The sequence below is a fragment of the Labrenzia sp. THAF35 genome (assembly GCF_009363595.1).
Taxonomy (GTDB): domain Bacteria; phylum Pseudomonadota; class Alphaproteobacteria; order Rhizobiales; family Stappiaceae; genus Roseibium; species Roseibium algicola.
Genome location: NZ_CP045380.1, coordinates 2,045,001 through 2,069,211, shown reverse-complemented (window position 1 = coordinate 2,069,211; position 24,211 = coordinate 2,045,001). Strand labels below are relative to the sequence as shown.

The window sequence follows — 24,211 nt, the reverse complement described above, 5'->3', positions numbered from 1 at the left end:
GACCGAGGCTGTTAATCGGCAACGGGATTTTCGGTTTTACGCTTGATCCGCGACCAGAGCAGGTTGAGCAGCGGCAGCACGATGATCAGGATCGTGATGCAGTGGATCGCGATGGCCGTGCTGGATCCGAGAAGATAACCGAAGTCTCCTCCTGAAATCATCAAGGCGCGGCGCAGGTGCTCCTCGAGCATCGGCCCCAGAACGAACCCGATGAGCAGCGGTGCGGGGGAATAGTCGTAAAATCGCAGGATCGCCCCGATAACCCCCATCAACAACACGGCCCAGACGTCGAAAGTCGAATTCGCCACGCCGAAGACGCCAGTGCAGATCAGTGCAATGATCACGGGAAACAGGAACCGTCTCGGCACGGCAACCAGTCGTGCCCAGACCCCGATCAGCGGTACGTTCAACACCAGCAGCAACACGTTGCCGATCCAGAAGCTGGCGACCAGGCCCCAGAACAGATCCGGGTGATCGACCACCAGCTGTGGTCCGGGTGCGATGCCGTGGATCATCAAGGCGCCCAGGATGATCGCCATCGTCGGCGTTCCGGGAATACCGAGCGTCATGGTCGGAATGAAGGCCGTCTGGGCGGCAGCGTTGTTGGCTGCCTCGGGTGCGGCAATCCCGTTGATCCGTCCAGTGCCGAATTCTTCCTTCTTGCCACCCACGGACCGTTCCAGCGAATAGGCCAGGAAAGAGGAAATTGTGGGCCCTGCACCGGGCAAGGGCCCCAGGATGCCACCAACGGAGGCTCCGCGAAGGATCGAAAACTTGATGCTCTTGAGTTTGCCGAAAGCGAGAAACATGGATCGGGCGGAAATGGCGATCGGTTTCCTGTCGCCCTGGTCATCCCTCAGCTTGTTGATGACCTCCGGGATGCCGAACAGGCCCATGGCAACGGCGACGATCGACAGCCCGTCGAGAAGGTTTGCATAGCCCATGTCGAACCGGGCAACGCCGCTGTTGAGATCAAGGCCGATGCTGCCCAGCAGCATGCCGATGAAGACCATCGCAACGCCCTTGAGCGCCGAGCCGCCCACTGCAACCGATCCGGCAACGAGCCCCAGCAGCAAGGTCGCGAAATACTCAGCCGGTCCGAAGGAGAGCGAGAACTTCACGATCAACGGCGACAGGAAAACCATGGCCAGAATGCCGAAAGTGCCGCCACTCAGCGAGGAGATCTGCGCTGTCAGCAGGGCAAGACCAGCCTCACCCCTTTTCGCCATCGGGTAACCGTCCAGCGTTGTGATCGCATTGGAAGCCGTGCCCGGCAGATTGAGAAGGATCGATGCGATGGAGCCACCATATTCGGCTCCGTAATAGACACCGGCCAGCATGATGACCGCAGTCGTCGGCTCCAGATAGAAGGTGACCGGCAGCAGAATCGAGATCGCCGCGATCGCGCCGATACCTGGAAGAACACCGACGATATTGCCCAGCAGAACACCTGCGAAACAATAAAAGAGATTTACCGGATGCAGTGCGACCGTAAACCCTGAGAGGAAATCCATCATGATCAGAACCCGGGGAAAAGCCTGAGAGGCATGCCGAGGCCCAGAACGAATGTGAGCCACAGGAAGGCAGAAACGCCGATGGAGAGCAGCACCGTTTCCAGCCATTTCATGCGCGGAATGACGAGCGCCAGCACCGAAATCGCACACAAGGTGGTGAGTGCGATGCCGAGCCGTTCGATCAGCAAAGCGTAGAGTGCGATGGAGGCAACGACCCCGCAGAGGCCGAGCCAGGGGAATTGCCCTGGAAGGGTGACGTCACGAACGACGTTGACGACCGCGATCAGCAATCCGAAGACAATCGTCAAGGCACTCAGGACGACCGGGAACATTCCCGGCCCCATGTTGCGCGGCACGCCCATGTCGAGATCGCGGGAAGCGTAGAGGAAAATTGCACCTACGAGCGCGACCAGCAGCCCGTCCTGTGCCTTGAAGAGAGCCTTCATCCCATCCTCCAGAAAACCGTCAGCTGGCTTTCAAGTGTTTGTGCAGGTTGTTCATCTTGTAACTGTAAGCACTCGGGATCTCTTGCATTTCCATTGCGTATGCAAGCCGGGCACGGTCAGCGAGAGGCTTCAGATGCGACGAAGTCCGATCAAAGATCAAGTCTGCCGCCTCCTGTTTGGTCTGCGCATCCCTGCCTTCACCGATACGAAGGGACAAGTGGACGAACCCGTTGTCCGGGTTCATGTCACCGACCAGGCAATCGTCAATGCGGTTGATGCGGATGCGGATACCCGCGATCGGGAAGATACCGGCTTCCGTCATGGCGGCGTGGACACAGCGACCGAAAGTTTCGACCTCGGTCTGATCTGCAATATTACCGGAATATTCGATCCAGGCGTGCGGCATGGTTCCATCCTTGAAAGGGCGAGCCGAAGCTCGCCCGGTAGGTTCAATTGTTGCGAAATGGAAGTTCAGGGAAAGGTCACTTCGGCTCGATGCCGGCGTCCTTGATTTCCTGGCCCCACAGGTCGACCTCGGAGGCGATGAATTCTGTCGTCGCCGCAGAGTTCAGGCCACGCCGGGACGGCGTTACACCGATGCTTTCGAGTTTCGCCTGCACGTCCGGATTGGCAATGGTCTTGTTGAAGGCATCGCTCAGAACGTCCAGACGCTCCTGGGGGACACCAGCCGGAGCAACGACACTGTACCACCCAACCACGTTGAAACCGTCGAAGCCGAGTTCGTCTGCCGTTGGCGTGTCGGGCAGCGCGGCGTAACGGTCCGTGCTCGTGACGAGGATCGGCTTCAGGGCACCGCTCTCAACATGCGGCAGGACCGAAACAGGACTGCTGATCATCGCATTCACACGGCCGGCCAGGATATCGGAAATTGCATCTCCGGAACCTGAATAGGGAATATTGGTGAAGCTGAGATCTGCCTGCCGAGCCAGCAAGCGCGCCGCCAGAAGCGCCGCGCTGCCTCCGTTTGCCATGGTCAGGTTTTCCGTGGCGGCCGCGGCAAAGCCTTCATAGTCGGAGATTTCGGAATCCCCCGGCACCGTGACCACATAGGGCGACTCGGAGATCACCGCGATCCCCGAGAAGTCTTCTTTCGAGTTGTAGGTTGCCGACTTGAAAAGCGACGGGTTCAGCGCAAGCGTCGCCTGGATACCGAACAGAATGGTATACCCGTCAGCCTCTGCCTGTTTCGCCAGAAGCGTGCCGACCGTTCCGGACGCACCCGGGCGGTTTTCGACGACAACAGGCTGCCCCAGATACTCCTTCATGTTGTCGGCAACAATCCGGGCCGTAGTGTCTGTCCCCCCTCCAGGCGAATACGGCACAATCAGGCGGACCGGCTTCTCCGGAAACGCGTCCTGCGCGATAACCGGAGCCGCCACTGTGAGCGCCAAGGCGCCCGCTGCGATTGACAACAAAGTTCTCTTGGTGAGCATTCTTTCCTCCCTTTGCTCAATTACTTCCGACTTTGGAACAACTCGTCGATCTTCCTTTCGTAGTCGTGGTAGTTCAGGAAGTCGTAGAGTTCCTCGCGCTTCTGCATGATATCCAGCACACCGGTCGCCGATCCGACCTCACGAATATGCTTGTAAACCTTCAGGGCTGCCGCGTTCATTGCGCGATTCGCAGACAAGGGGTAGAGCGCCGCTGAAACACCGACGCTGCGCAGCTCGTCCAGAGTGAAGTTCGGCGTCTTGGAAAACTCGGTAATGTTGGCGAGAACCGGATACGGCGTGTCGAGTGCATCGACGAAAGCCTTGTACTGCGACAACTCCGTGCAGGCTTCTGCGAAGATCATGTCGGCGCCAGCCTCGACATAGGCACAGGCCCGGTCGATCGCACCGTTCAGGCCCTCGATGGCCAGCGCATCCGTGCGGGCAACAATGAAGAACTGATCGTCGGTCTTTGCATCCACGGCCGCCTTGACGCGGTCAACCATCTCCTGCTTGGAAACGATCTCCTTGCCCGGACGGTGACCGCACCGCTTGAGCTGGACCTGATCTTCCATGTGCATGGCACCGGCGCCGTCCTTGATCAGGCCGCGCACAAGGCGCGCGATGGTGAAGGCACCGCCGAAGCCGGTATCGACATCAACGAGGACCGGCAGACTGCTTGCATCCGTAACGCGGCGGAGATCCGTCAGCACGTCACTCAGGTTCGTGATGCCGAGATCGGGAAGCCCGTAGGATGCGTTCGCGACGCCTGCACCGGCAAGATAAAGAGCCTTGTAGCCCACGCGCTCTGCCATCATCGCCGTGTAGGCGTTGATCGACCCCATGACCTGAAGCGGATTTTCTTCCTTCAAGGCCTGCCGGAACCGTGCGCCTGCCGAAAGTGTCGTCATTATGAACCTCTCATTTTTGACTGACCATAATATGATCATTTTTTGAAGTCTTTATTTGATAAAGATCATATTATGGCTTTTTTCAAAGTCAATACGTTATTTCCTGATGATTTCGAGCCGCCTCAGCCGCAGAAAACAGCCAAAAACAAAGGCCCGCCGCGCTTTCGCGCAACGAGCCTGCCTGTTCATAATATGGACACACCCGGCTGTAACCGGGAAATGATCAGGGAAACGCCTGCCTCAACTCCGCAAGACCGCGGGCAAAGACACCGACATCAGCCCCAACGGCCAGAAACTCGACACCCATGAGCGCATAACGATGCGCAAGTTCACGATTGGACGTCAGGATACCGGCGGGCTTTCCCGCGGCCCTGATCCGCGAAAGGGCCTCAACCACGACCGCCTGTACCGGAGCCGCTTCGGGCTGGCCGACATAGCCCATGTCCGCGGCCAGATCCGCTGGCCCGACAAAGACGCCATCGACACCTTCAACCGCCAGTATCTCGTCCAGCGCATCGATGCCCTTGCAGCTTTCGACCTGCACAAGCAGACACACCTGCTTGTTTGCCGTGTGCAGATAGTCGGTGATGCGACCATAGTCCGATGCCCTTGCCAGGGCCGCGCCGACACCGCGCGCCCCCTCCGGCGGATAACGGACCGAGCCCACGGCTTCCTGCGCCTCCGCTGCCGTTTCGATCATCGGCACCAGAATTGTCTGCGCCCCGATATCCAGCATCTGCTTGATCAGGGCACGGTCATTCTCGCGGACGCGAACCACCGGATGGCTGCTGCCGGAGAGAACCCGCAGCTGCGCCATGATTTCGGCAAGCCCGTTCGGCCCGTGTTCGGCATCGATGACAAGCCAGTCGAACCCGGCTCCGGCGCAAATTTCCGCGGCGCCGGGATGTGCCAGCGCCATCCAAAGGCCAATCTGGGTCTCCGGCTTTGCAAGCCGCGCCTTGAAGAGGTTTTTCGCTAAGGTCATGACGATCACGCAAATCTGGTGGAGACCGCACCGAACGGTCCGAAGTCGGCCCGGATCGCCGTGCCGGGTGGACATTCGATGGGGCCGATAAACGATCCCGTCAGGACGATCTGGCCGGGTTCGATGCGGTGGCCGTAGCTGGCCATCCGCCGGGCAAGCCAGACGAGCCCCATAACGGGGTCGTTCAAGACAGCCGCACCAAGACCGGTGGCCGTGACCTCACCATCCTGTTCGACGATAGCCCCAACCCAGCGAAGATCCACGTCGCCGGGGTCATGCCGTTGGGCTCCCAGAACCACGCCCGCATTGGCGGCATTGTCCGCCACGGTGTCGAAGATGCGCCGGCGCATTCCCGTCTCCGGATCAGCACGCAAGATGCGGGTGTCCAGGATTTCAAGCGCGGGGCTGACATAATCCGTCGCCGCGATCACATCTTCACGGGACACGTTGCCATCGATTGGCGCCTTCATCACAAACGCTATCTCGGCTTCCACGCGCGGTTCGATAAATCGGCCGCGTGGCACCTGACCGCCATCCGGGAACAGCATGTCGTCATAAAGCACGCCCGAATCCGGCGTATCGATACCGAGTGCGTTCTGCATGACCTTGGATGTCAGGCCGATTTTCCACCCCAGAATGCGCCGTCCGGCTGCCAGTTTGGTCGCAAGTTGCGCCCCCTGTATGGCATAGGCATCATCCAGCGAGATGTCCGGGTAACGCACGCTGAGAAGGCCAGTCTGTTGCCGGGTCGCTTCCGCTTCCAAAAGTTCGGCCGCCACGTCCTGCACCTGCGCGGCACTCAGCATTTTTCGTCCTCAATGCCGTTGCGCAGGATACCGATGCCTTCGGCTTCGACTTCTACAATATCCCCCGGCTTCAACCAGCAAGGGGGCTCCATCCTTGCGCCGGCACCTGTCGGAGTGCCACAGACCAGAATGTCGCCAGGCATCAGCTGCGCAAATGTCGAAACGTAATTGACGATATAGGGGAAGTCGAAAATCATTCTCGACGTCCGGTCCTGCTGGCGAACCTCACCGTTGACGCGGGTTACAAGAGCAACATCCTGCAATTGGGCCGGGGAATGCAGCGGGACGAGAGCCGGGCCGATGCTGCCGGTCCTTTCCCAGTTCTTGCCCTGCGTCACGTTGAATTTTGCATGGCGCGTCCAGTCGCGGATCGTTCCCTCGTTGCAAAGGGTAATCGCGGCAATATGGTCGAATGCCGTCTCGCGCGGAATGCGACGGCCGGCTTTTCCGATGACGATCGCAATCTCGCCTTCATAGTCCAGCTGATCGCTTTCCGGTGGCCGGATCAGTGGCTGGCCATGACCGGTAAACCCGCTCGCAAACCGCGGAAAAAGGGAGGGCCGCATCTGTTGTGCCTGGCCGTCCTTATACTCTGCGTTCCTGTCCGGGTAGTTCACCCCGACGCAGATGATCTTCTGGGGAGCGGCGATCGGAATCTGGAAGGCGACATCTGACGCCCGATAGCTCACCGGACGCCTCTCGCCGGCCTTGACCAGATCCGGAAGGGCGCCGGCGGCAACAACGTCCAGAAGATTGCTGAACCGGGCTTCCAGATTGTCGGTCACGTCCACCAGATCATCGCCTGTCAGGACACCATAACGCAGGGCACCTTCTGCCCGAAACGCTGCAATGGCTGGCTCATATGCCGTCATGTCAATTTCCTTCATCGATTCCGCCAACACACAGGTATTTGGCTTCCAGGTATTCATCCAGGCCAAGGCGGGATCCCTCCCGTCCCAGGCCGGATTGCTTGATGCCGCCGAACGGTGCTTCGGCAGTGGAGATCAGGCCCGTGTTTATGCCGACCATGCCGTACTCGAGACGCTCGCCGACCCGCCAACTGCGCGCGAGGTCGCGAGTAAAGAAGTAGGCTGCGAGCCCGTACTCGCTGTCGTTGGCAAGCGCGATCACTTCTTCTTCCGTGTCGAAACGGAAGACTGGCGCCACAGGCCCGAAGGTCTCTTCACGTGCGATGCGCATCTCATGGTGCACATCGGTCAGAACGGTCGGCTGAAAGAAGGTGCCACCAAGGGAATGATGCGTTCCGCCCAGTTCAATCCTGGCACCATTGGCAATGGCATCCGAGATATGCGCCTGGACCTTGTCTATGGCTGAAACGTCAATCAGCGGACCAAGGTCCGTATCATCAGCCTGCCCATCGCCGACCTTCATGGTCCGCATCCGCTTCACCAGAGCGGCAACGAATGCGTCGTGAACACCGGACTGCACATAGATGCGATTGGCGCAAACGCAGGTCTGGCCGCTGTTGCGGAATTTGGCGACCACAGCCCCTTCGACGGCGGCTTCCACATCGGCATCATCGAAGACGATGAAAGGCGCATTGCCGCCGAGTTCCAGCGAGATCTTCTTGACGGTGTCGGCGCACTGCCGCATCAGCAACTTGCCGACGTCCGTTGAGCCGGTAAAGGACAGCTTTCGCACGACGGGACTGGAGGTCATCGCTGCGCCAATCCTGCGCGCGTCCCCCGTGATCACCGTGAAGAGACCAGGCGGAACACCTGCACGCTCGGCGAGCGTCGCCAGCGCAAGGGCTGAAAAAGGCGTTTGCTCGGCGGGCTTGACGATGATTGCGCACCCGGCAGCCAATGCCGGTGCAACCTTTCTTGTGATCATCGCATTCGGAAAGTTCCAGGGGGTGATCGCCGCAACCACACCAACAGGCTGCCTGATCACCAGGAGGCGCTTGTCCCGGGACGTCGCAGGTATCGTCTCGCCGTATATGCGGCGCGCTTCCTCGGCATACCATTCGACATAGGAGGCACCGTAGAGAACTTCCCCTTTCGCCTCTTTCAATGGCTTGCCCTGTTCCAGGGTGATGATGCGCGCCAGATCGTCAGCGTTCTCGACAATCAACACAAACCAGCGCTGAAGCACTTCGGCCCGAGCCTTCGCAGGCTGCGCAGCCCAATCGGCCTGTGCCTCTCTGGCATGACTGATGGCCAACTCTGTCTCAGTGCCCCCAAGGTTGGGAACATTGCCGAGGCAAGCGCTGGTCGCCGGGTTCATGACGGTAAGGCCCTCAACACCCGCTTCGTAGATGCCTTCACCAATACGGACGCTTTCGCAGAGAAGGCTCCTGTCTTTTAACACTGATGCATCTCCCCCTGCTTAAACACCCAATTCAAAAAGTTCATATTGTGGATATATATTCAACAAATATAATAATAACAATCACATTATGAGCTTATTTGTTCAAGGGACGCTTGACTACAGTGTTTTTGGGAAGCCTTGTCGCCGAGAGCAGAAGCTGCGGCTGCCCAACCACGGCTCGAACCGACGTTTGAAAGAAGCAGGACGATCCAGCAACCATCGGGTTGCCGGATCGGTCACTTTCGTAAGTATCTGAAAAGACGAATGAATGAGTGCCACTAGCCGGGCACTGAACGTTTACGCGGCTGTACGGTCCGGCAACGAATGCGAAAGAACCGAAAGAACATCAACGATCCGGCTCAGCGACCACATTCTGAACCCGTCGATCGGGCACACTAAATGCAAGGAGCCAATAGTGAAATGCGAGCTCAAGCAAACCAGGCTCGCGATCAGAGCACCCCGATCGTCCAAAATGAAGCTGACAGGCGCTGTCACGAGTGTCGTCCCAAGGGAATGGTGTGCCTGGTTGGTAGTCTTTTGGGGTGACTGTTCTTCACCCCAAGGCCGGATGACGGCGCACTTGAGGCTGCAGAGCAAAAATCGCCCGGCCAGCAGAAGTCAGGCGACCTCTAATGGTCGGTTTCTATCCGAAGGACGCTGTTTCGGCATTTCAGGCTGACCGGAAGAACTGTTTCCCTTGGAACCTTGCCGTCACAGCCGTCAATCATCTGAACCAGCAGCCGGGCAGCGGTGGCCCCTGCATCAAACTGCTCTATGCGCACTGTTGTGAGGCCGGGCGGAATGAGATCCAGGAACGGCATGTCGTTGAAACCGGTGATGGAAATCTTGTCGGGGCACGGATGCCCGTTTCTGGCGCAATAATCCATGGCCCCGAGGGCCAGCCTGTCATTGGCGCACAGAATTGCGGTTGTCTCCGGTGACCGGCTCAATATCTCTTTCGCGCAACGGCGGCCTTCCTCCTCCTCGAAACGACAGGCTTCCTCGATGACAAGTGCATCGGCCGAAAATCCGTAGTCCCGGGCAACCGAGCAGAACGCTTCACGGCGCAGCAGTCCGGTCGACAAGTCCCGGGGCCCGGCAAGATGCGCAATTCGCCGGTGACCATGATCATGAAGATGATCAAAAATCATGCGGATCCCGGCTTCCTCGTCGTTGATCACATATGGGATCTCGGCTTCTTCGACCTTTCGGTTCAGCGTGACAACCGGAAGTCCCTGGCGCGCCGCTTCCACGATATTGGGATCGCTGCGCAACACAGCCGTATGGATTATGCCATCCACGCCGCGCTCCTGAAGCGTCTCGGTCAATCGGCGCTCCCGGTCACTGTCACCATCGGTGTTGACGATGATGGAAGCATAACCCAGCGGCTCCATCACACTTTCGATACCGCGAACGATCGGCGGGAAAATCATGTTGGTGATATCCGGGATCATCACCCCGACCGTCATCGACTTCTGCTTGCGCAAACTGAAGGCAATCCGGTTGGGCCGATACCCCAGCCTGTCGGCCGCTTGACGGATCTTCACGACAATTTCTTCGGTCAGCGAACTGCGCTTTTGCGGATCAAGCGCACGGGAAACCGTGGAAACATGAACACCTGTTTCCCGGGCTATATCCTTCAGTGTCGGCCGTCGGCTCATCTTTGCGTCCTCCCACCCTCCATATAGCGGGATGGAGCCCTCTTCGCAATCGATTGCATAAAACTGTTGACACCTCGTTTGTGATCGTGTTACCGATTATGCAATCGATTGCAGAGATTTGGAATTCGCGTTCTGCGACTTGCCTGAAATGGGCACCGCACCGGTACGTACGGTTCCATCATTGTGGCGAGGGCAAACCCGAAGCGGGTTGGACGAGCGAAAGATCTGTGCTTCGATTTGGGACTGTCAGCCTTGGGAGAGGCGTCGGCCCAACGCTCCGAAACACGACACGTGTTTCGAGCGCTATCGATGATTTGGGAGGGAGTCAGACTTTTCCTGTCCGGCACATCCGGATCAGAGCGTGGCGATTTTCGTCGCGCATATTATTGCGAATATCTGTGCAATCGATTGCACGATTAAGTTCGATTGCTGAAATGCATGAGGTGATGTGAATGCCGCCCCGATCTCGAACGTGAGCAAGGGGCACGACGAATGGCTACGGTATGGTGCAAGGGCTTGGGAGGGCTCCACCGCAGATCTACCGAAAAGGATCTGATCTCATCTTCAGGGAGGAAAAAGATGAAACGCATTAATTGGACGGTGGCAGCTCTTGTGTCTGCCAGCATGCTTGCATCTGGCTATACCGGCATGGCTCAGGCGGCTGATCCGCTCAAGATCGGCGCCAGCCTGCCCTTGACCGGTGGTTTTTCGATTGCCGGACAAAAACACCAGCAAGGCTATGAACTGTGTGTCGATCTCATTAACGAGCGCGGCGGCATCATGGGGCGCCAGGTAGAGCTGCTTGTTTCCGATAACAGATCCGACCCGGCAACCGCCATCAACCAGTACGAACGCTTCATCAATGTCGACGGCGTGGAGGCGGTGTACGGAACCTTTTCCTCGCGTCTGTCCTTCCCTGTCGCCAGCATTCTGGCAAAGAACAACATGGTTCACCCGTTGCCGGCCGGTGGCGCCCTGCGCATCTATACGCAGGGTCACAAGAACATCTTCTATTTCCAGCCGAATGCCGCCGAATATGTCGGCGCTTCCCTCGCAGGCATCATCAAGGACCTGATCCCCGAGGGTGAAACACCCAAGACTGCGGCCGTGATATCCGCGGACGACTTCTTCGCAAACGGTGTCTGGTCCGGTCTGATGGGCGAGAAGGTCATGGACCCGGCGGACGGCTCACTGGTGCGCGACCTCGCACCGGGATACCTTGCTGAAAACAACATCGAAGTCGTCTTTTCCGAGCGTTGGCCGGAAGAAGGTTTCAGCGACTGGCTCAACCTTGCCAATCAGGTGAAACGCTCCGGAGCGGAACTGATCATCGGACTGACAGCTTCCGCGGAAGAGGCGGTCCAGCTGACACGCGCACTCAAGACCGTCCGGGCGGAGCCGAAACTCGTCTATTTCAGCCAGGGAACACAGGCTGAATACCTGGAAGGCACCGGCTCAAGTGCAGAAGGCGTTCTGGTTCATACCTCCTGGCACAAGGATGCGCCGTTTCAGTCGACGCTGGCCGGCGAACCGTTTTCCAACAGCGACTTCGTCGCCTCCTATCAGGAAAAATTCGGGGCGGTTCCCGATGAAGACGCTGCCATTCCCTTCGCTGTCTGCCAGGGCATCGAGCAGGCAATTCTCGGTGCCGGTTCAACCGACAATGAAGCCATGGGCAAATGGTTGTCGGAACGCACCAGGGACGAGCCGGTTCGCACGATCCTCGGTCGGTTCAACTGGGATGAACTGGGGCTGCCTGCAGACAAGCCGTTCCTGATGACCCAGTGGAACGATGGCGAACTGCAGTTTGTCTATCCGACGGACGAGTTTGAAGGCGTCAGTGCCCTCACCTACCCGAAGGGTTCGTTCTGACGGATCGAACCGGTCCCGGGCGCGTGGCGCCCGGGAAGCTCTCCTGACATTCCAAGCGCAAAGCGAGTTCCCATGCTCGAAATAGATAACCTGTCCAAGCATTTTGGCGGGATCCGCGCAGTCGACGGCTGTTCGTTCACCGTTCCTAAAGGCAGCATCACGGCCCTGATCGGCCCGAATGGCGCAGGCAAGACCACCGCCTTCAACTGCATAAGCCGGACAACCGAACCCTCGGCCGGCAAGGTTCTTCTTGAGGGCCAACGCATCGAACATCTGCGGCCGCACAAGATCACCCGCATGGGCCTGAGCCGCACGTTCCAGATCAGCCGAAACCTGGCGGACATGACGGTTCTGGAAAACGTCATCTGCCAATCCAGGATCGGCGGTTGGCGGGATCTTTTCAAACCCGCCCTTGGTGCGGAAGAAGTCGAGAAGGCGATGGAAATCCTCGACTTCCTCGGCATTACGCGGATCGCCTACGAGGACGGTTCCAACCTGTCCTACGGACAGAAGAAACTGATGGATCTGGCAGCGCTCCTGATGAGCGATCCCAAGATCATTCTGCTCGATGAACCTGCTGGCGGGGTCAATCCGACGCTGCTTGAGGAAATCATCGGCCACATACAAAAGCTGAACGAACAGGGCCTGACGGTGCTCATCGTGGAGCACAACATGGACCTCATCATGCGCCTGTCCCACAAGATCGTGGTGATGGCCCAGGGCAAGGTCATTGCTGATGGCAAGCCCGAGGAAGTCCGCGAAAATCCTGCTGTTCTCGACGCCTATCTTGGTGGCGTCCTGGAGGAGGCTGCGTGATGAGCGAACTTCTCCACGTTTCCAATGTGACTGCCGGTTACGGCGACGGCCCGGCAATTCTGGACGGAGCCGAGCTTCGTGTCGAACCCGGCAAGGTCCACTGCATCATCGGTCCGAACGGCGCCGGCAAGTCCACCTTGCTGAAGGCGATCTGCGGCATGCTCAAGGTGCGCAACGGCGACGTTCTCTACAAAGGCGAAAGCCTGAAGGGCCTTCGTCCGGACCAGGTGCTTCGAAAGGGGATTTGTTTCGTTCCCCAGGAGCGCGCGCTGTTCCCGAAAATGACCGTGCGGGAAAACATGCGCATGGGCGGCTTTTCCATGAGCGACAAATCCGGTCTGGAAAAACGCATCGACGAGATCGAGGAGCTCTTCCCGATCCTGAAGGAACGCCGCGACCAGCACGCAGGCACGATGTCTGGAGGTCAGCAACAGACCCTGGCCATGGCCCGCACGATGATCCTGAAGCCGGACATTGTCATGCTGGATGAACCGTCGCTCGGACTGGCGCCAAAGATCGTCCAGGAAATGTTTTCAATCATGAAGATGATGGCCGCAGAAGGCATCACGATCCTTCTTGTTGAGCAGAACGCCTTGATGGGGTTGAAGAATTCCGACCAGGGCGTCGTTCTGGACCTGGGACGCACCCTGTTTTCCGGTCCTGCGGACGACGTCCTGCGCGACCCGCGGATACAGGACCTTTATCTCGGCGGCAAGAAGGCAGCCTGAGGAGGGCAACCATGGCTGATATTATTCAAACTCTCATTCTGGGCCTTGCTCTTGGTGGTGTGTTCGCCCTCATGGGATCCGGGCTCAGTCTCGTATTCGGTGTCATGCGCATCGTAAACCTGGCGCATCCGGTGCTGATCATCGCCGGCGCTTACGTCGCCTACTGGGGTTTCCGGCTCTACGGCATCGACCCCTTGATGATGCTGCCCGTGGCGATCGTCATTCTGGCCGCCATAGGTGTGGTGCTTTACAAGCTGGTTTTCGAACGGGAAGCACGCTCGGCCAAATATTCGGAAATGACGGTCCTGCTCACCTTCGCAATCGCGATGATTGTCGAAGGGGCACTGGGAGGGTTCTTCTCGAACACCCAGCGTGTGACGTCTCCGGATTACGCGACCGATGCGATCTTTATCGGTGATGTCTTCATTCCGACCGGCCAGCTTTATGCGGGCATTCTGTCGCTGATCATCATTTCCGTGCTGGCGCTTTTCCTGAAGTATTCCAGTTTCGGCTACGCCATCCGCGCAACCACCCAGAACCGCGAAGCGGCTGAACTGCTGGGGGTGAATGTCAACCGCGTTGCCCTGGTCAGCTTCGCAATCGGCATTGGTCTCGCCGGGGCTGCTGGCTGCCTTGTCTCCTTCGTCTTCTCGTTCTTTCCGGCAAAACACTGGGAGTGGATCGCGGTCCTCATGTCCCTGGTGGTTCTCGGCGGCATGGGCTCGCTGCTCGGCACGGTCGTCGCATCCTTCCTGTTGAGCGTGATTGCCGCCTTCGTCGGCACCTATGTCGGAGCGACATGGTCGACCATGACCTTCTTTCTCGCCCTGTTTCTCATCCTTCTCGTTCGGCCCCAGGGGCTGTTCGGTGAAAAACCGGAGCTTGCATAATGTCCCTTGCTTTCAACGAGACGTCCAACGTTCTGCAGGCCCGGGCCGAGCACAACGAAAAGCTTGCACGGCGCGCCGACAGGACACGGGCAACCTGGTTTCCGATCGTCCTTCTGGCCCTCTTGCTGGCGGTTCCGGCACTGCAATTTGTCGGCAACTTCAACTATGTGATCCACCTCATCCTGTTCACGGCCTGCTATGCGGTCATGGCATCGGGCTGGAACATTCTTGGCGGTTTCACCGGTTACATCTCGCTGGGACACAACGTCTTCTTTTGCATTGGCGGCTACTTTGCCGGAATGCTGCTGGCACGCTTCGGCATTTCGACGCTTTTGACGGCACCTCTGGCAGGCCTCGTTTGCGCTGCTGTCGGCTATCTGATCGGTCGCATCACGCTCAAAACGCGCGGGCCGAGCTTCATCATTTCCTCGCTGGCGCTGGTGATGATTGCCCGCATCCTGTTTGACAACTGGCACTTTGTCGGTGGGGCAAATGGCGTCGCCTTGCCTGCAAACGACCTCAGTGTGGAATGGGCCAAGCTGCCGTATTACTACGCCTTCGTCGTTCTGGCGGCGCTGACCGTGTTCATCAGCTACAAGATCAAGCATTCGAAATTCGGGCTCGGGCTGCGCGCCATTTCGAAGGACGAGATCAAGGCCGAGAGCGCAGGGATCGATACCCGCACCTACAAGACGCTCGCCTTCGCCATCTCGGCAGCCTTTGTCGGCATGGCAGGCGCTATCTGGGGTGAATATCTCACCTACATCCGTCCGAACATCTTCCTGATCATTCTTGTCAGCGTGAACATGGTTCTGATGTGCATTCTCGGCGGCAAGGGCACGATCGCGGGCCCGGTCATCGGCGCAATCCTGATTGTCGCCTTCAACGAGATCTTCGTCGCAACTCTTGGCTCTTCGGAATTCAACATCCTGGCAACCGGCCTGATCATGGCGCTGGCGCTGATGTTCTTTCCTCTCGGCATCGTTGGAACCCTGGCAGCGAAACACCGCCTGCCCCGCTTCCTGAACTGGGACTGAGAGAAAGGGCTCAACCGATGGGTTTCGTACTTTACAACGCGCCTCAATCCACCTGCTCGCAGCGTGTGCGCTTCTCCCTTCACGCAAAGGGACAGGCATTTGAAGAAAGAAAGCTGGACCTCTTCAGTGGCGACCAGCTCAAGCCGGATTATCTGGCGATCAACCCCAATGGCGTGGTTCCGACCCTCGTGCATGACGGGGTCCCCGTGACCGATAGCGCCGTCATCATGGAGTATCTGGAAGACATATTGCCGGACACCGCCCCGATGCGGCCGTCTGCTCCTCATGAGAGTGCAAGGATGCGGGCGATGTTGCGCTTCATCGATGAAGTGCCGACACCGGCGATCCGCGTGCCATCCTATAATCTTGCCTTCCTGCCGCATTTTCAGGCCATGAGCGCAGAAGAATTTCAGGCGCTTTGCGACAGCAAGCCGTTGCGCCGCGAGTTTCTCATGAAAATGGGCCGCACCGGTTTTCCGAAGGCTGACATGGACGAGGCGCTGGGACGCCTGGATCGGGGCCTGGACCGGATGAACCAGTGGCTTCTGGAAGGAGGTGGCCCCTGGGTCATGGGACAGACCCTCACCTACGCCGATATCGCCATCATGCCGGTCATTGTGCGCATGGACGACATCAACCTGGGCGATACCTGGGCAGACAAGCCCATGGTCGCGGCATGGCTGGATAACATTCGCAAGGAGCCCGCCTTCGGGGCCACCTATTACCATGGCTCCTTGCTCACCGAAAAATTCCCGCACCTGAAAGCAGCCAGGGTCGACCAGGCCTTACATGCGACAGCGGCGTCCGCCTGAGGGAACGTCATGGACAGCTACGTTACGACTACAAGACTGATCAGCAAGGAAGAGGATGTCACCCCTGCCGTCCTGGCGGCCATGGAGGCGACATCGGATCCGCGTTTCAAGGAAATCATCACCTCTCTCGTCCGGCACCTGCATGCCTTCCTGCGGGAGGTTCGCCCGACCGAAGCCGAATATGAAAAAGGCCTGCAGATCCTCAATGCCATAGGCCAGCAGACCGACAACGCTCACAACGAGGCGGTTCTCATCTGCGACGTTCTCGGCGCCTCGACACTCATCGATCTCATCAACAATGACGGCATGCAGGGCGAGACGATGTCAGCCTTGCTTGGCCCCTTCTATCGGGGATCTGCACCTGACTGCGAGTTTGGCGACACCATCGCACGGTCCACCACGTCGGGAGACCCGCTGGTTCTGAAGGGCCGTGTACTGGACGTGAATGGTGAACCCATTGCCGGGGCAACGCTTGATGTTTGGCAGGCATCCCCGGATGGACTCTACGAGAACCAGGACAAGGACCAGGCCGACTTCAATCTGCGTGGCAAATTTATTTCGGACGAAAACGGCAACTACCTCATCCGCACGGTGAAACCGGCCGGTTACCCGGTCCCCGTTCACACCACTACGGGAGACCTGTTGAGGGCACAGAAACGGACCCCCATGCGTCCGGCGCATGTCCATTTCATAGTGTCCGCCCCTGAACACAAGACACTCATCACCCAGATTTTCGCCGATACGGACGAGGCGATGGTGAACGACGTTGTGTTCGGTGCGAAAGAACAGATCGCGGGTGATCTGGAACTCCGGGAAACACCTTCAGCCGAATATCTCGACGTTGCCGCCCCCTTCTACACCTGCACCTACGACTTCATCCTGAAGCCAGGCGAACCCCGTTTCCCCGAACCGCCGATCAAGGGGAAAGTGTCTTGAGCCAGTCATTGAAAGGGAAAGTCGCCGTCGTCATTGGTGGCTCCGGCGGAATAGGCGCGGCATCTGCCAAACTGTTCGCAGAGGCGGGCGCGCGTGTCGTCGTCGGATATCGCTCCAGCGAAGACAAGGCGCAGGCAGTCGTCACGGCACTCGAAGGCGACGGCCATCTTGCGCTGAAAGTCGATGTCATCGACACGCCAAGCATTGAGGCCTTCAAGGAGGAAATCGCGAGCAGACTTGGGCGGGTCGACATTCTCGTGAATTCGGCGGGTACCACGACGCCGGTCGCTCACAAGGATCTGGATGGACTGACGGACACCATCATCGATGAGGTTTTCGCCTCCAATTTCCGGGGGGTGTTCGCGTCCATTCGCGCCTTTGCCTCCCTGCTCAAGGCGAGCGGCGATGGTGCCGTCATCAACGTGTCCTCGATCGCGGCCTTCAAGGGCTTCGGTTCTTCCATCGCCTACTGCGGCGCAAAGGCGGCACTCGATTCGATGACCCATACGCTTGGCCTGGCACTTGGACCGGAAGTCCGGATCCTCTCAGTGTCTCCAGGAATGGTTGCGACGGATTTTGTTCCAGGCAGAACACGGGAACAGGTCGAAAAGGCAGGTGCAGCGACCCCATTGCAAAAGGTTGTCGAAGCCGAGGATGTCGGCAAGGCGATCTTTGCGTCCGTTGCCTACCTCACCCACTCCACGGGCACGCGCATCGTTGTCGATGCCGGGCGGGGGCTTTGAACCATGGTGCACAAAACCATCATCACCTGCGCCGTGACAGGAAACCTGACCACCCGCGACCAGCACCCTGACCTGCCGGCAACGCCTCAGGAGATTGCCGATGCATGCCTTGAGGCTGCCGAAGCCGGCGCCGCAATTGCCCACATTCACGTACGGGATCCGGAGACGGCCAAGCCATCGATGGAGATCGGCCTGTATGAAGACGTTGTCAGGCTGATCCGGCAGAAGAACACTGATCTGATCCTCAACCTGACGACAGGTCCAGGCGGCCGTTTCGTCCCCTCCGATGACGATCCTTCGGTCGCCGGCCCGGGAACGACGATCCTGCCCCCTGAAAAACGGGTGGAACATATCGCAAGGATCCGTCCGGACATCTGCACACTGGATTTCAATACCATGAACTCAGGTGCGCAGGTGGTGATCAACACACCTCGGAATGTGCGCGTGATGGCTGAAGTCATCCGCGACAGCGGTGTGAAACCGGAATTGGAACTGTTCGACACCGGCGACATCGTCATGGCCAACGATTTTCTGAAGGCCGGACATATCGAAGGTCCCGCCATGTGTTCGCTTGTAACGGGCGTGAAATACGGCCTGCCTTCAACTCCGGATGCCATGTCCATGGCTTCCCAAATGTTGCAGCCGGGCACGGTGTGGACCGGCTTCGGTGTCGGCCGATGGGCTTTTCCGATGCTGGTGCAAGCCTGGCTGCTGGGTGGCCACGTGCGCATTGGCATGGAGGACACCGTCTATATCGGCAAGGGCAAACGGACAAAGGGCAATGGCGAACTGACCGCCAGAGCCCGTGACTTCATTGAGAAACTGGGAGGCGAAATCGCCACTGCAGGCGAAGCCAGGCAAATGCTTGGCCTCCAGCAGTAAGCGCGCCGCAACAAAGTGAAAAGGACGGGGACAAGAGCCATGAACGTTCAAAGCAAGACAGTCACCGGCAAGGCCCTTTGGGTGACGGAAAAGTCGCCGGATCTGGACAATCTTCTGATCGACGTGATCGAACCGGCAATACCCCAGCACGGGCCGGGTCAGGTCTTGGTTGAAATCAGGGCAGCTGGTGTAAATCCTTCAGACGTGAAGGCGTCTCTCGGCCATATGCCGCATGCGGTTTGGCCAAGAGTTCCCGGTCGCGATTTTGCAGGCGTTGTAGTTGATGGACCAGCACATCTGATCGGCAAGGAAATCTGGGGAGGAGGCGGAGAACTCGGCATCACTCAAAACGGTTCTCACGCCAAGTATATGGCCTTGCCACAGGCCGCCGTACGCGAAAAACCGGTCAACTTCAGCATGGAAGAAGCCGGCTCGATCGGTGTTCCCTTCATAACCGCCTTTGAAGGTCTGCGGGAAGCTGGCGGCGTCCAGCCATGGGACAATGTCCTGGTTTGCGGGGCCAACGGCAAGGTCGGACAGGCTGCAATCCAGCTTGCGACGATGGCAGGTGCAACAGTGTTCGGTGTCGAATACAAGCCCATGGAATTTCTCGGCCATAGTGCGCAACCCATCGAAATGTTCGACAGCTCTTCTCAAGACGTCGCTGAACTGGTTCGCGAAAAGACCGGGGGGCGGGGCGCTGATATCGTCTTCAACACCGTCGGAAGCCCCTATTTCGAAATGGCCAACAAGGCGCTTGCAAAACAGGGGCGTCAGGTCTTCATCTCCACGTTCGACAGGGCGGTAGACTTCGACATCTTCACGTTTTTCCGCGGGCGTCACAAGTTCATCGGTATCGATACATTGGCGCTCGACAGTGTGTACGGCGCGAAGATCTTCGACGTGCTCAAGCCGAAGTTCGAGGCCGGTGTGCTGAAGCCCTTCCCGATCAATCCGGAAACTGTCTACGGATTTGACGACGCTGCCAAGGCCTACTCTTCAGTTCTGCGGGCAACGCCTGAGCGGGTTATCCTCAAGCCTTAGTAGGAACCGCACATGCAGGTAACCCGCATTGACAGCGCGCAGCAATATGAGGCGCCGGAACACTACGCGATGGCGTGCCTTCGTCTTCAGGGAAAGGAGGCGACGTCAACGCACTCTATGTGGGTAGGCCTGTCCCATCTTCTTCCTGGAGGCCACACGTCTCTCAAGGCGTCCCCACAAGAGAAGATCTATGTGGTCATCTCCGGCCAGGTCACCATCACCAATGGAAATGAAGTGGTGACCCTTGGACCACTGGATTCCTGCGTCCTGTCTCCAAATGAACCAAGAGCTCTCGAAAACAGGACAAACCAACCGGCCACCATCCTTCTGGCGATGGAGGAAACAGCCCAAAGTCTCTAGAAGGCCTTTGGGTTAACCGGTCGTGGCTCTTGTTTCAGTGGCCTGTCAGGTTGGAGTCTGTGTGAACAGGCTTTTTGTTTGGGCTCGTCGCCGGATTTGAGAGTTTTCTGCCCCGCTGCGTCGGGCTTTTGCCCTGCCCCCTTGTCATAATGTTACAAAAAACACCGGCAGTTTTTTCTGACGGAGTTTGATTTTGTTTCGGTAGATGGGTTTGAGAGTTTTCTGGCCTTTGGCGTTGGGCGCAGCGCTCCTTGGCTGGGTCCGGTTGAAGTCAAGATCCATGCCGCGCGTGATGCAACAAAAAAGGCCGCCCTTATGGACGGCCTTTTTTTATTTTGTATCGGTAGGTTGCTTTGAGCTTTTTTGTGCCAGTGCGTCGGGCATAGCGGCTCTTGTGGGAGCGCTGGTCAGTTTAAGATCAGTATCCGTTAGCAACAAAAAACCCGGCGCGCGGCCGGGTTATTTGTTGGTTGCGGGAGCAGGATTTGAACCTGCGACCTTCAGGTTATGAGCCTGACGAGCTACCGGGCTGCTCCATCCCGCGTTGTTTTTTTGTTTGTCCTTGGCGCGCTGCGCGTTTGGTCCAAGTGGGTTTGGTCCCTGTTGGGGATACCCTTATGTTTCGGTTTGACCGGAAGACTGCGCTGATATGGGATAAGAGATCCGGAGCGCAGCGGAGGCAAGGCCGAGTGGCCGCCGGCCGGTCAGGCCGCCCGCGCGGAGCGCAGCCCTTTAGGGCGGTGCGCGCGTGAGCGGCAAACAAGTTGAAGAGGTTTCAAATTGCGATTTGCAGGCCTGGCGGCGACCTACTCTCCCACACCTTAAGATGCAGTACCATTGGCGCTGGGGAGTTTCACGGCCGAGTTCGGGATGGGATCGGGTGGGGGCTCCCCGCTAGGGCCACCAGGCCGGCGAAGCGCAATTTGCGTGAACTGGTCTATATATTTTTTTGATGTTTTGGTCGGCCTCGCCTGGGACGAAGGTTCCAGGACGTTGGCCGTATGGATCATTTCAAACGCGCTCAAGCAGCCCGAAGGGCGGTAGCGCACTTAAAATGATCTTTTTGATGCGCCAGGGGCGCATCCAAAAGATGAACATTGACTAATGAGAGGATCAAGCCGAACGAGCTATTAGTAAAGCTAAGCTTCATGCGTTGCCGCACTTCCACACGCTTCCTATCGACGTGGTGGTCTTCCACGGCTCTTCAGGGAGAACTGGTTTTGAGGTGGGTTTCCCGCTTAGATGCTTTCAGCGGTTATCCCTTCCGTACATAGCTACCCTGCAATGCGGCTGGCGCCACAACAGGTCCACCAGAGGTACGTCCATCCCGGTCCTCTCGTACTAGGGACAGATCCTCTCAATTCTCCTACACCCACGGCAGATAGGGACCGAACTGTCTCGCGACGTTCTGAACCCAACTCACGTACCACTTTAATTGGCGAACAGCCAAACCCTTGGGACCTGCTCCAGCCCCAGGATGTGATGAGTCGACATCGAGGTGCCAAACAATGCCGTCGATATGGACTCTTGGGCATCATCAGCCTGTTATCCCCGGCGTACCTTTTATCCGTTGAGCGATGGCCCTTCCACGAGGGACCACCGGATCACTATGGCCGTCTTTCGACTCTGCTCGACTTGTCAGTCTCGCAGTCAGGCAGGCTTATGCCATTGCACTCAACGAGCGATTTCCGACCGCTCTGAGCCCACCTTCGCGCGCCTCCGTTACCATTTGGGAGGCGACCGCCCCAGTCAAACTACCCGCCACACACGGTCCCGGATATTGTTGTACCGCGGTTAGATATCCATGACGACAAGGGTGGTATTTCAAGGGTGACTCCACAAGAGCTGGCGCTCCTGCTTCAACGTCTACCACCTATCCTACACATGTCGTGACGAATACCAGTGTGAAGCTGTAGTAAAGGTGCACGGGGTCTTTCCGTCTGACCGCAGGAACCCCGCATCTTCACGGGGAATTCAATTTCACTGAGTCTATGCTGGAGACAGCGGGGAAGTCGTTACGCCATTCGTGCAGGTCGGAACTTACCCGACAAGGAATTTCGCTACCTTAGGACCGTTATAGTTACGGCCGCCGTTTACTGGGGCTTCAATTCGGTGCTTGCACACCTCCTCTTAACCTTCCAGCACCGGGCAGGCGTCAGACCCTATACGTCGCCTTACGGCTTCGCAGAGCCCTGTGTTTTTGATAAACAGTCGCCACCCCCTGGTCTGTGCCACCCCACAACGGTTGCCCGTCGTGAGGTCTCCCTTCTCGCGAACTTACGGGAGCATTTTGCCGAGTTCCTTCAGCATAGTTCTCTCAAGCGCCTTGGTATTCTCTACCAGTCCACCTGTGTCGGTTTCGGGTACGGTTTATACGGTGGAGCTATTTCCTGGAACACCTTCGCTGCACCCCCAATCCAATAAGGAGATACAACACACGGCATCCGTCACTACCACCAAGCTGCAGAATATTAACTGCATTCCCATCGACTACGCCTTTCGGCCTCGCCTTAGGGGCCGGCTAACCCTGCGCCGATTAGCGTTGCGCAGGAACCCTTGGACTTTCGGCGAGCGGGTCTCTCACCCGCTTTATCGTTACTCATGTCAGCATTCGCACTTCTGATATCTCCAGGAGCCCTCACGGGTCCCCCTTCGCAGACTTACAGAACGCTCCGCTACCGCGCATCATAAGATGCACCCGCAGTTTCGGTGTATGGCTTGAGCCCCGGTACATTTTCGGCGCGGAACCCCTTATTTAGACCAGTGAGCTGTTACGCTTTCTTTAAATGATGGCTGCTTCTAAGCCAACATCCTGGTTGTTTTGGGAGTTCTACATCCTTTCCCACTTAGCCATAACTTAGGGACCTTAACTGGCGGTCAGGGTTGTTTCCCTCTCCACAATGGACGTTAGCACCCACTGTGTGTCTGCCGGATAGTACTTCTCGGTATTCGGAGTTTGGTTAGGATCAGTAAGGCGGTAAGCCCCCATAGCCCATCCAGTGCTCTACCCCCGAGAGTATTCATCCGACGCTCTACCTAAATAGATTTCGCGGAGAACCAGCTATTTCCGAGTTTGATTGGCCTTTCACCCCTAGCCACAGCTCATCCCCGACTTTTTCAACAGGCGTGGGTTCGGTCCTCCAGTGCGTGTTACCGCACCTTCAACCTGGCCATGGCTAGATCACTCGGTTTCGGGTCTAATCCAACGAACTAGGGCGCCCTATTCAGACTCGCTTTCGCTACGCCTACACCTACCGGCTTAAGCTTGCTCGTTAAATTAAGTCGCTGACCCATTATACAAAAGGTACGCTGTCAGGCTTGCGCCCTCCAACTGTTTGTAGGCATCCGGTTTCAGGAACTGTTTCACTCCCCTCGTCGGGGTACTTTTCACCTTTCCCTCACGGTACTTGTTCGCTATCGGTCGACAAGGAGTACTTAGGCTTGGAGGGTGGTCCCCCCACGTTCAGACAGGATTTCACGTGTCCCGCCCTACTCGAGGACTTGCATAATTTCTACCCGTACGGGGCTATCACCCACTAATGCCCGACTTTCCAGACGGTTCCGGTTCTTAAATGCAAGCCACTGGCCTGGTCCGCGTTCGCTCGCCACTACTAGCGGAGTCTCGGTTGATGTCCTTTCCTCCGGGTACTTAGATGTTTCAGTTCCCCGGGTTTGCTCCCTTGCGGGTACTCCATACGGAGTGGGTTTCCCCATTCGGAAATCCACGGATCAAAGCTTATTCGCAGCTCCCCATGGCTTATCGCAGCGTATCACGTCCTTCATCGCCTCTTGTCGCCAAGGCATCCACCGAATGCCCTTAAGACACTTGATCACTCTCATTATCAATGCTCATCTCATGCTTGCAAATCCACCAGACCCAGCCATGAGTACCTTTAACACTCAAGACCAACCTGGCTTCAAAACAAACTGATCATCAATAATATAAGACCAGTTTCACGAGATCTTTCTGACAGCCATGCGGTCAC

Annotated in this window: 21 protein-coding genes, 1 tRNA gene and 2 rRNA genes; 11 read left to right on the top strand and 13 right to left on the bottom strand. The window is 57.7% G+C overall.

What is annotated here, in order from left to right; translation table 11 throughout:
* Nucleotides 1-11: 11 nt before the first annotated feature.
* The 10 genes from FIU93_RS09565 to FIU93_RS09520 form a co-directional block, all read right to left on the bottom strand.
* Entirely contained in the window at nucleotides 12-1,517 is a 1,506-nt protein-coding gene (locus FIU93_RS09565; protein WP_145903903.1) for a tripartite tricarboxylate transporter permease, read from the bottom strand.
* A gap of 2 nt (nucleotides 1,518-1,519) precedes the next feature.
* Nucleotides 1,520-1,960: a tripartite tricarboxylate transporter TctB family protein gene (locus tag FIU93_RS09560; protein ID WP_023003738.1), complete on the bottom strand. Its 441-nt coding sequence runs from the start codon at nucleotides 1,958-1,960 to the stop codon at nucleotides 1,520-1,522.
* A gap of 19 nt (nucleotides 1,961-1,979) precedes the next feature.
* Entirely contained in the window at nucleotides 1,980-2,366 is a 387-nt protein-coding gene (locus FIU93_RS09555) for a 5-carboxymethyl-2-hydroxymuconate Delta-isomerase (RefSeq protein ID WP_055661127.1), read from the bottom strand.
* A 76-nt stretch (nucleotides 2,367-2,442) separates the two neighbouring features.
* Entirely contained in the window at nucleotides 2,443-3,414 is a 972-nt protein-coding gene (locus FIU93_RS09550; RefSeq protein ID WP_082809658.1) for a tripartite tricarboxylate transporter substrate binding protein, read from the bottom strand.
* Nucleotides 3,415-3,434: 20 nt separating this feature from the next.
* Nucleotides 3,435-4,322 carry a methylisocitrate lyase gene (prpB, locus tag FIU93_RS09545; protein WP_023003744.1) on the bottom strand — a complete coding sequence of 296 codons (888 nt, stop codon included), beginning with the start codon at nucleotides 4,320-4,322 and terminating at the stop codon, nucleotides 3,435-3,437.
* A 223-nt stretch (nucleotides 4,323-4,545) separates the two neighbouring features.
* Nucleotides 4,546-5,307 carry an HpcH/HpaI aldolase/citrate lyase family protein gene (locus FIU93_RS09540; RefSeq protein ID WP_152505459.1) on the bottom strand — a complete coding sequence of 254 codons (762 nt, stop codon included), beginning with the start codon at nucleotides 5,305-5,307 and terminating at the stop codon, nucleotides 4,546-4,548.
* Between the two features lie 5 nt (nucleotides 5,308-5,312).
* Entirely contained in the window at nucleotides 5,313-6,113 is an 801-nt protein-coding gene (hpaH, locus tag FIU93_RS09535; RefSeq protein ID WP_055661126.1) for a 2-oxo-hept-4-ene-1,7-dioate hydratase, read from the bottom strand.
* Nucleotides 6,107-6,985, bottom strand: coding sequence for a fumarylacetoacetate hydrolase family protein (locus FIU93_RS09530; protein ID WP_152505458.1), 879 nt, complete (start codon nucleotides 6,983-6,985; stop codon nucleotides 6,107-6,109). Before FIU93_RS09530 ends, hpaH begins: the two co-directional genes overlap by 7 nt.
* Nucleotide 6,986: 1 nt before the next feature.
* A complete protein-coding gene (locus tag FIU93_RS09525; protein ID WP_286202419.1) occupies nucleotides 6,987-8,444 on the bottom strand; it encodes an NAD-dependent succinate-semialdehyde dehydrogenase in 1,458 nt (485 codons plus the stop codon).
* 629 nt (nucleotides 8,445-9,073) lie between these two features.
* On the bottom strand, nucleotides 9,074-10,105 hold the full coding sequence (locus FIU93_RS09520) for a LacI family DNA-binding transcriptional regulator (protein WP_152505457.1): 1,032 nt from the start codon (nucleotides 10,103-10,105) through the stop codon (nucleotides 9,074-9,076).
* A 579-nt stretch (nucleotides 10,106-10,684) separates the two neighbouring features.
* Here FIU93_RS09520 and FIU93_RS09515 point away from each other — a divergent pair.
* The 11 genes from FIU93_RS09515 (at nucleotide 10,685) to FIU93_RS09465 (ending at nucleotide 20,225) form a co-directional block, all read left to right on the top strand.
* Nucleotides 10,685-11,977, top strand: a complete 1,293-nt coding sequence (locus tag FIU93_RS09515; protein ID WP_023003759.1) for an amino acid ABC transporter substrate-binding protein — start codon at nucleotides 10,685-10,687, stop codon at nucleotides 11,975-11,977.
* Between the two features lie 72 nt (nucleotides 11,978-12,049).
* Nucleotides 12,050-12,793 carry an ABC transporter ATP-binding protein gene (locus FIU93_RS09510; protein WP_023003760.1) on the top strand — a complete coding sequence of 248 codons (744 nt, stop codon included), beginning with the start codon at nucleotides 12,050-12,052 and terminating at the stop codon, nucleotides 12,791-12,793.
* Nucleotides 12,793-13,521 carry an ABC transporter ATP-binding protein gene (locus FIU93_RS09505; RefSeq protein WP_055661121.1) on the top strand — a complete coding sequence of 243 codons (729 nt, stop codon included), beginning with the start codon at nucleotides 12,793-12,795 and terminating at the stop codon, nucleotides 13,519-13,521. Before FIU93_RS09510 ends, FIU93_RS09505 begins: the two co-directional genes overlap by 1 nt.
* An 11-nt stretch (nucleotides 13,522-13,532) precedes the next feature.
* A complete protein-coding gene (locus tag FIU93_RS09500) occupies nucleotides 13,533-14,411 on the top strand; it encodes a branched-chain amino acid ABC transporter permease (RefSeq protein ID WP_152505456.1) in 879 nt (292 codons plus the stop codon).
* Nucleotides 14,411-15,448 carry a branched-chain amino acid ABC transporter permease gene (locus tag FIU93_RS09495; RefSeq protein ID WP_075284057.1) on the top strand — a complete coding sequence of 346 codons (1,038 nt, stop codon included), beginning with the start codon at nucleotides 14,411-14,413 and terminating at the stop codon, nucleotides 15,446-15,448. The genes FIU93_RS09500 and FIU93_RS09495 overlap by 1 nt, the downstream gene beginning before the upstream one ends.
* A 17-nt stretch (nucleotides 15,449-15,465) precedes the next feature.
* Nucleotides 15,466-16,260 carry a glutathione S-transferase family protein gene (locus FIU93_RS09490; RefSeq protein WP_152505455.1) on the top strand — a complete coding sequence of 265 codons (795 nt, stop codon included), beginning with the start codon at nucleotides 15,466-15,468 and terminating at the stop codon, nucleotides 16,258-16,260.
* A gap of 9 nt (nucleotides 16,261-16,269) precedes the next feature.
* The gene (locus FIU93_RS09485) at nucleotides 16,270-17,196 is read left to right on the top strand and encodes a dioxygenase (protein ID WP_152505454.1); all 927 of its coding nucleotides are present in this window, start codon (nucleotides 16,270-16,272) and stop codon (nucleotides 17,194-17,196) included.
* A complete protein-coding gene (locus tag FIU93_RS09480; protein WP_023003766.1) occupies nucleotides 17,193-17,939 on the top strand; it encodes an SDR family oxidoreductase in 747 nt (248 codons plus the stop codon). Before FIU93_RS09485 ends, FIU93_RS09480 begins: the two co-directional genes overlap by 4 nt.
* 3 nt (nucleotides 17,940-17,942) lie before the next feature.
* Nucleotides 17,943-18,821 (top strand): 3-keto-5-aminohexanoate cleavage protein, encoded by an 879-nt coding sequence (locus FIU93_RS09475; RefSeq protein WP_152505453.1) that lies wholly within the window; start codon nucleotides 17,943-17,945, stop codon nucleotides 18,819-18,821.
* A gap of 39 nt (nucleotides 18,822-18,860) precedes the next feature.
* Nucleotides 18,861-19,865 carry a zinc-binding alcohol dehydrogenase family protein gene (locus FIU93_RS09470; RefSeq protein WP_152505452.1) on the top strand — a complete coding sequence of 335 codons (1,005 nt, stop codon included), beginning with the start codon at nucleotides 18,861-18,863 and terminating at the stop codon, nucleotides 19,863-19,865.
* Between the two features lie 12 nt (nucleotides 19,866-19,877).
* Nucleotides 19,878-20,225, top strand: a complete 348-nt coding sequence (locus FIU93_RS09465) for a cupin domain-containing protein (protein WP_031270608.1) — start codon at nucleotides 19,878-19,880, stop codon at nucleotides 20,223-20,225.
* 467 nt (nucleotides 20,226-20,692) lie between these two features.
* Here FIU93_RS09465 and FIU93_RS09460 read toward each other — a convergent pair.
* The 3 genes from FIU93_RS09460 to FIU93_RS09450 all read right to left on the bottom strand — a co-directional run bounded on the left by FIU93_RS09460 (nucleotide 20,693) and on the right by FIU93_RS09450 (nucleotide 24,057).
* Nucleotides 20,693-20,769: transfer RNA gene (locus FIU93_RS09460), tRNA-Met, on the bottom strand.
* 249 nt (nucleotides 20,770-21,018) lie between these two features.
* A 5S ribosomal RNA gene (gene rrf, locus FIU93_RS09455) occupies nucleotides 21,019-21,133 on the bottom strand.
* Between the two features lie 201 nt (nucleotides 21,134-21,334).
* Nucleotides 21,335-24,057: ribosomal RNA gene (locus tag FIU93_RS09450) — 23S ribosomal RNA — on the bottom strand.
* Nucleotides 24,058-24,211 lie beyond the last annotated feature (154 nt).

Excerpts from the sequence above, each read along its gene's own strand:
- FIU93_RS09470 (WP_152505452.1), top strand. The coding sequence starts at position 18,861 with ATGAACGTTCAAAGCAAGACAGTCACCGGCAAGGCCCTTTGGGTGACG.
- FIU93_RS09465 (WP_031270608.1), top strand. The coding sequence starts at position 19,878 with ATGCAGGTAACCCGCATTGACAGCGCGCAGCAATATGAGGCGCCGGAA.
- FIU93_RS09500 (WP_152505456.1), top strand. The coding sequence starts at position 13,533 with ATGGCTGATATTATTCAAACTCTCATTCTGGGCCTTGCTCTTGGTGGT.
- FIU93_RS09565 (WP_145903903.1), bottom strand. The coding sequence starts at position 1,517 with ATGATGGATTTCCTCTCAGGGTTTACGGTCGCACTGCATCCGGTAAAT.
- FIU93_RS09530 (WP_152505458.1), bottom strand. The coding sequence starts at position 6,985 with ATGACGGCATATGAGCCAGCCATTGCAGCGTTTCGGGCAGAAGGTGCC.
- FIU93_RS09550 (WP_082809658.1), bottom strand. The coding sequence starts at position 3,414 with ATGCTCACCAAGAGAACTTTGTTGTCAATCGCAGCGGGCGCCTTGGCG.
- FIU93_RS09505 (WP_055661121.1), top strand. The coding sequence starts at position 12,793 with ATGAGCGAACTTCTCCACGTTTCCAATGTGACTGCCGGTTACGGCGAC.
- hpaH (WP_055661126.1), bottom strand. The coding sequence starts at position 6,113 with ATGCTGAGTGCCGCGCAGGTGCAGGACGTGGCGGCCGAACTTTTGGAA.
- FIU93_RS09560 (WP_023003738.1), bottom strand. The coding sequence starts at position 1,960 with ATGAAGGCTCTCTTCAAGGCACAGGACGGGCTGCTGGTCGCGCTCGTA.
- FIU93_RS09555 (WP_055661127.1), bottom strand. The coding sequence starts at position 2,366 with ATGCCGCACGCCTGGATCGAATATTCCGGTAATATTGCAGATCAGACC.
- FIU93_RS09515 (WP_023003759.1), top strand. The coding sequence starts at position 10,685 with ATGAAACGCATTAATTGGACGGTGGCAGCTCTTGTGTCTGCCAGCATG.
- FIU93_RS09510 (WP_023003760.1), top strand. The coding sequence starts at position 12,050 with ATGCTCGAAATAGATAACCTGTCCAAGCATTTTGGCGGGATCCGCGCA.
- FIU93_RS09520 (WP_152505457.1), bottom strand. The coding sequence starts at position 10,105 with ATGAGCCGACGGCCGACACTGAAGGATATAGCCCGGGAAACAGGTGTT.
- FIU93_RS09495 (WP_075284057.1), top strand. The coding sequence starts at position 14,411 with ATGTCCCTTGCTTTCAACGAGACGTCCAACGTTCTGCAGGCCCGGGCC.
- FIU93_RS09540 (WP_152505459.1), bottom strand. The coding sequence starts at position 5,307 with ATGACCTTAGCGAAAAACCTCTTCAAGGCGCGGCTTGCAAAGCCGGAG.
- FIU93_RS09485 (WP_152505454.1), top strand. The coding sequence starts at position 16,270 with ATGGACAGCTACGTTACGACTACAAGACTGATCAGCAAGGAAGAGGAT.
- prpB (WP_023003744.1), bottom strand. The coding sequence starts at position 4,322 with ATGACGACACTTTCGGCAGGCGCACGGTTCCGGCAGGCCTTGAAGGAA.
- FIU93_RS09475 (WP_152505453.1), top strand. The coding sequence starts at position 17,943 with ATGGTGCACAAAACCATCATCACCTGCGCCGTGACAGGAAACCTGACC.
- FIU93_RS09490 (WP_152505455.1), top strand. The coding sequence starts at position 15,466 with ATGGGTTTCGTACTTTACAACGCGCCTCAATCCACCTGCTCGCAGCGT.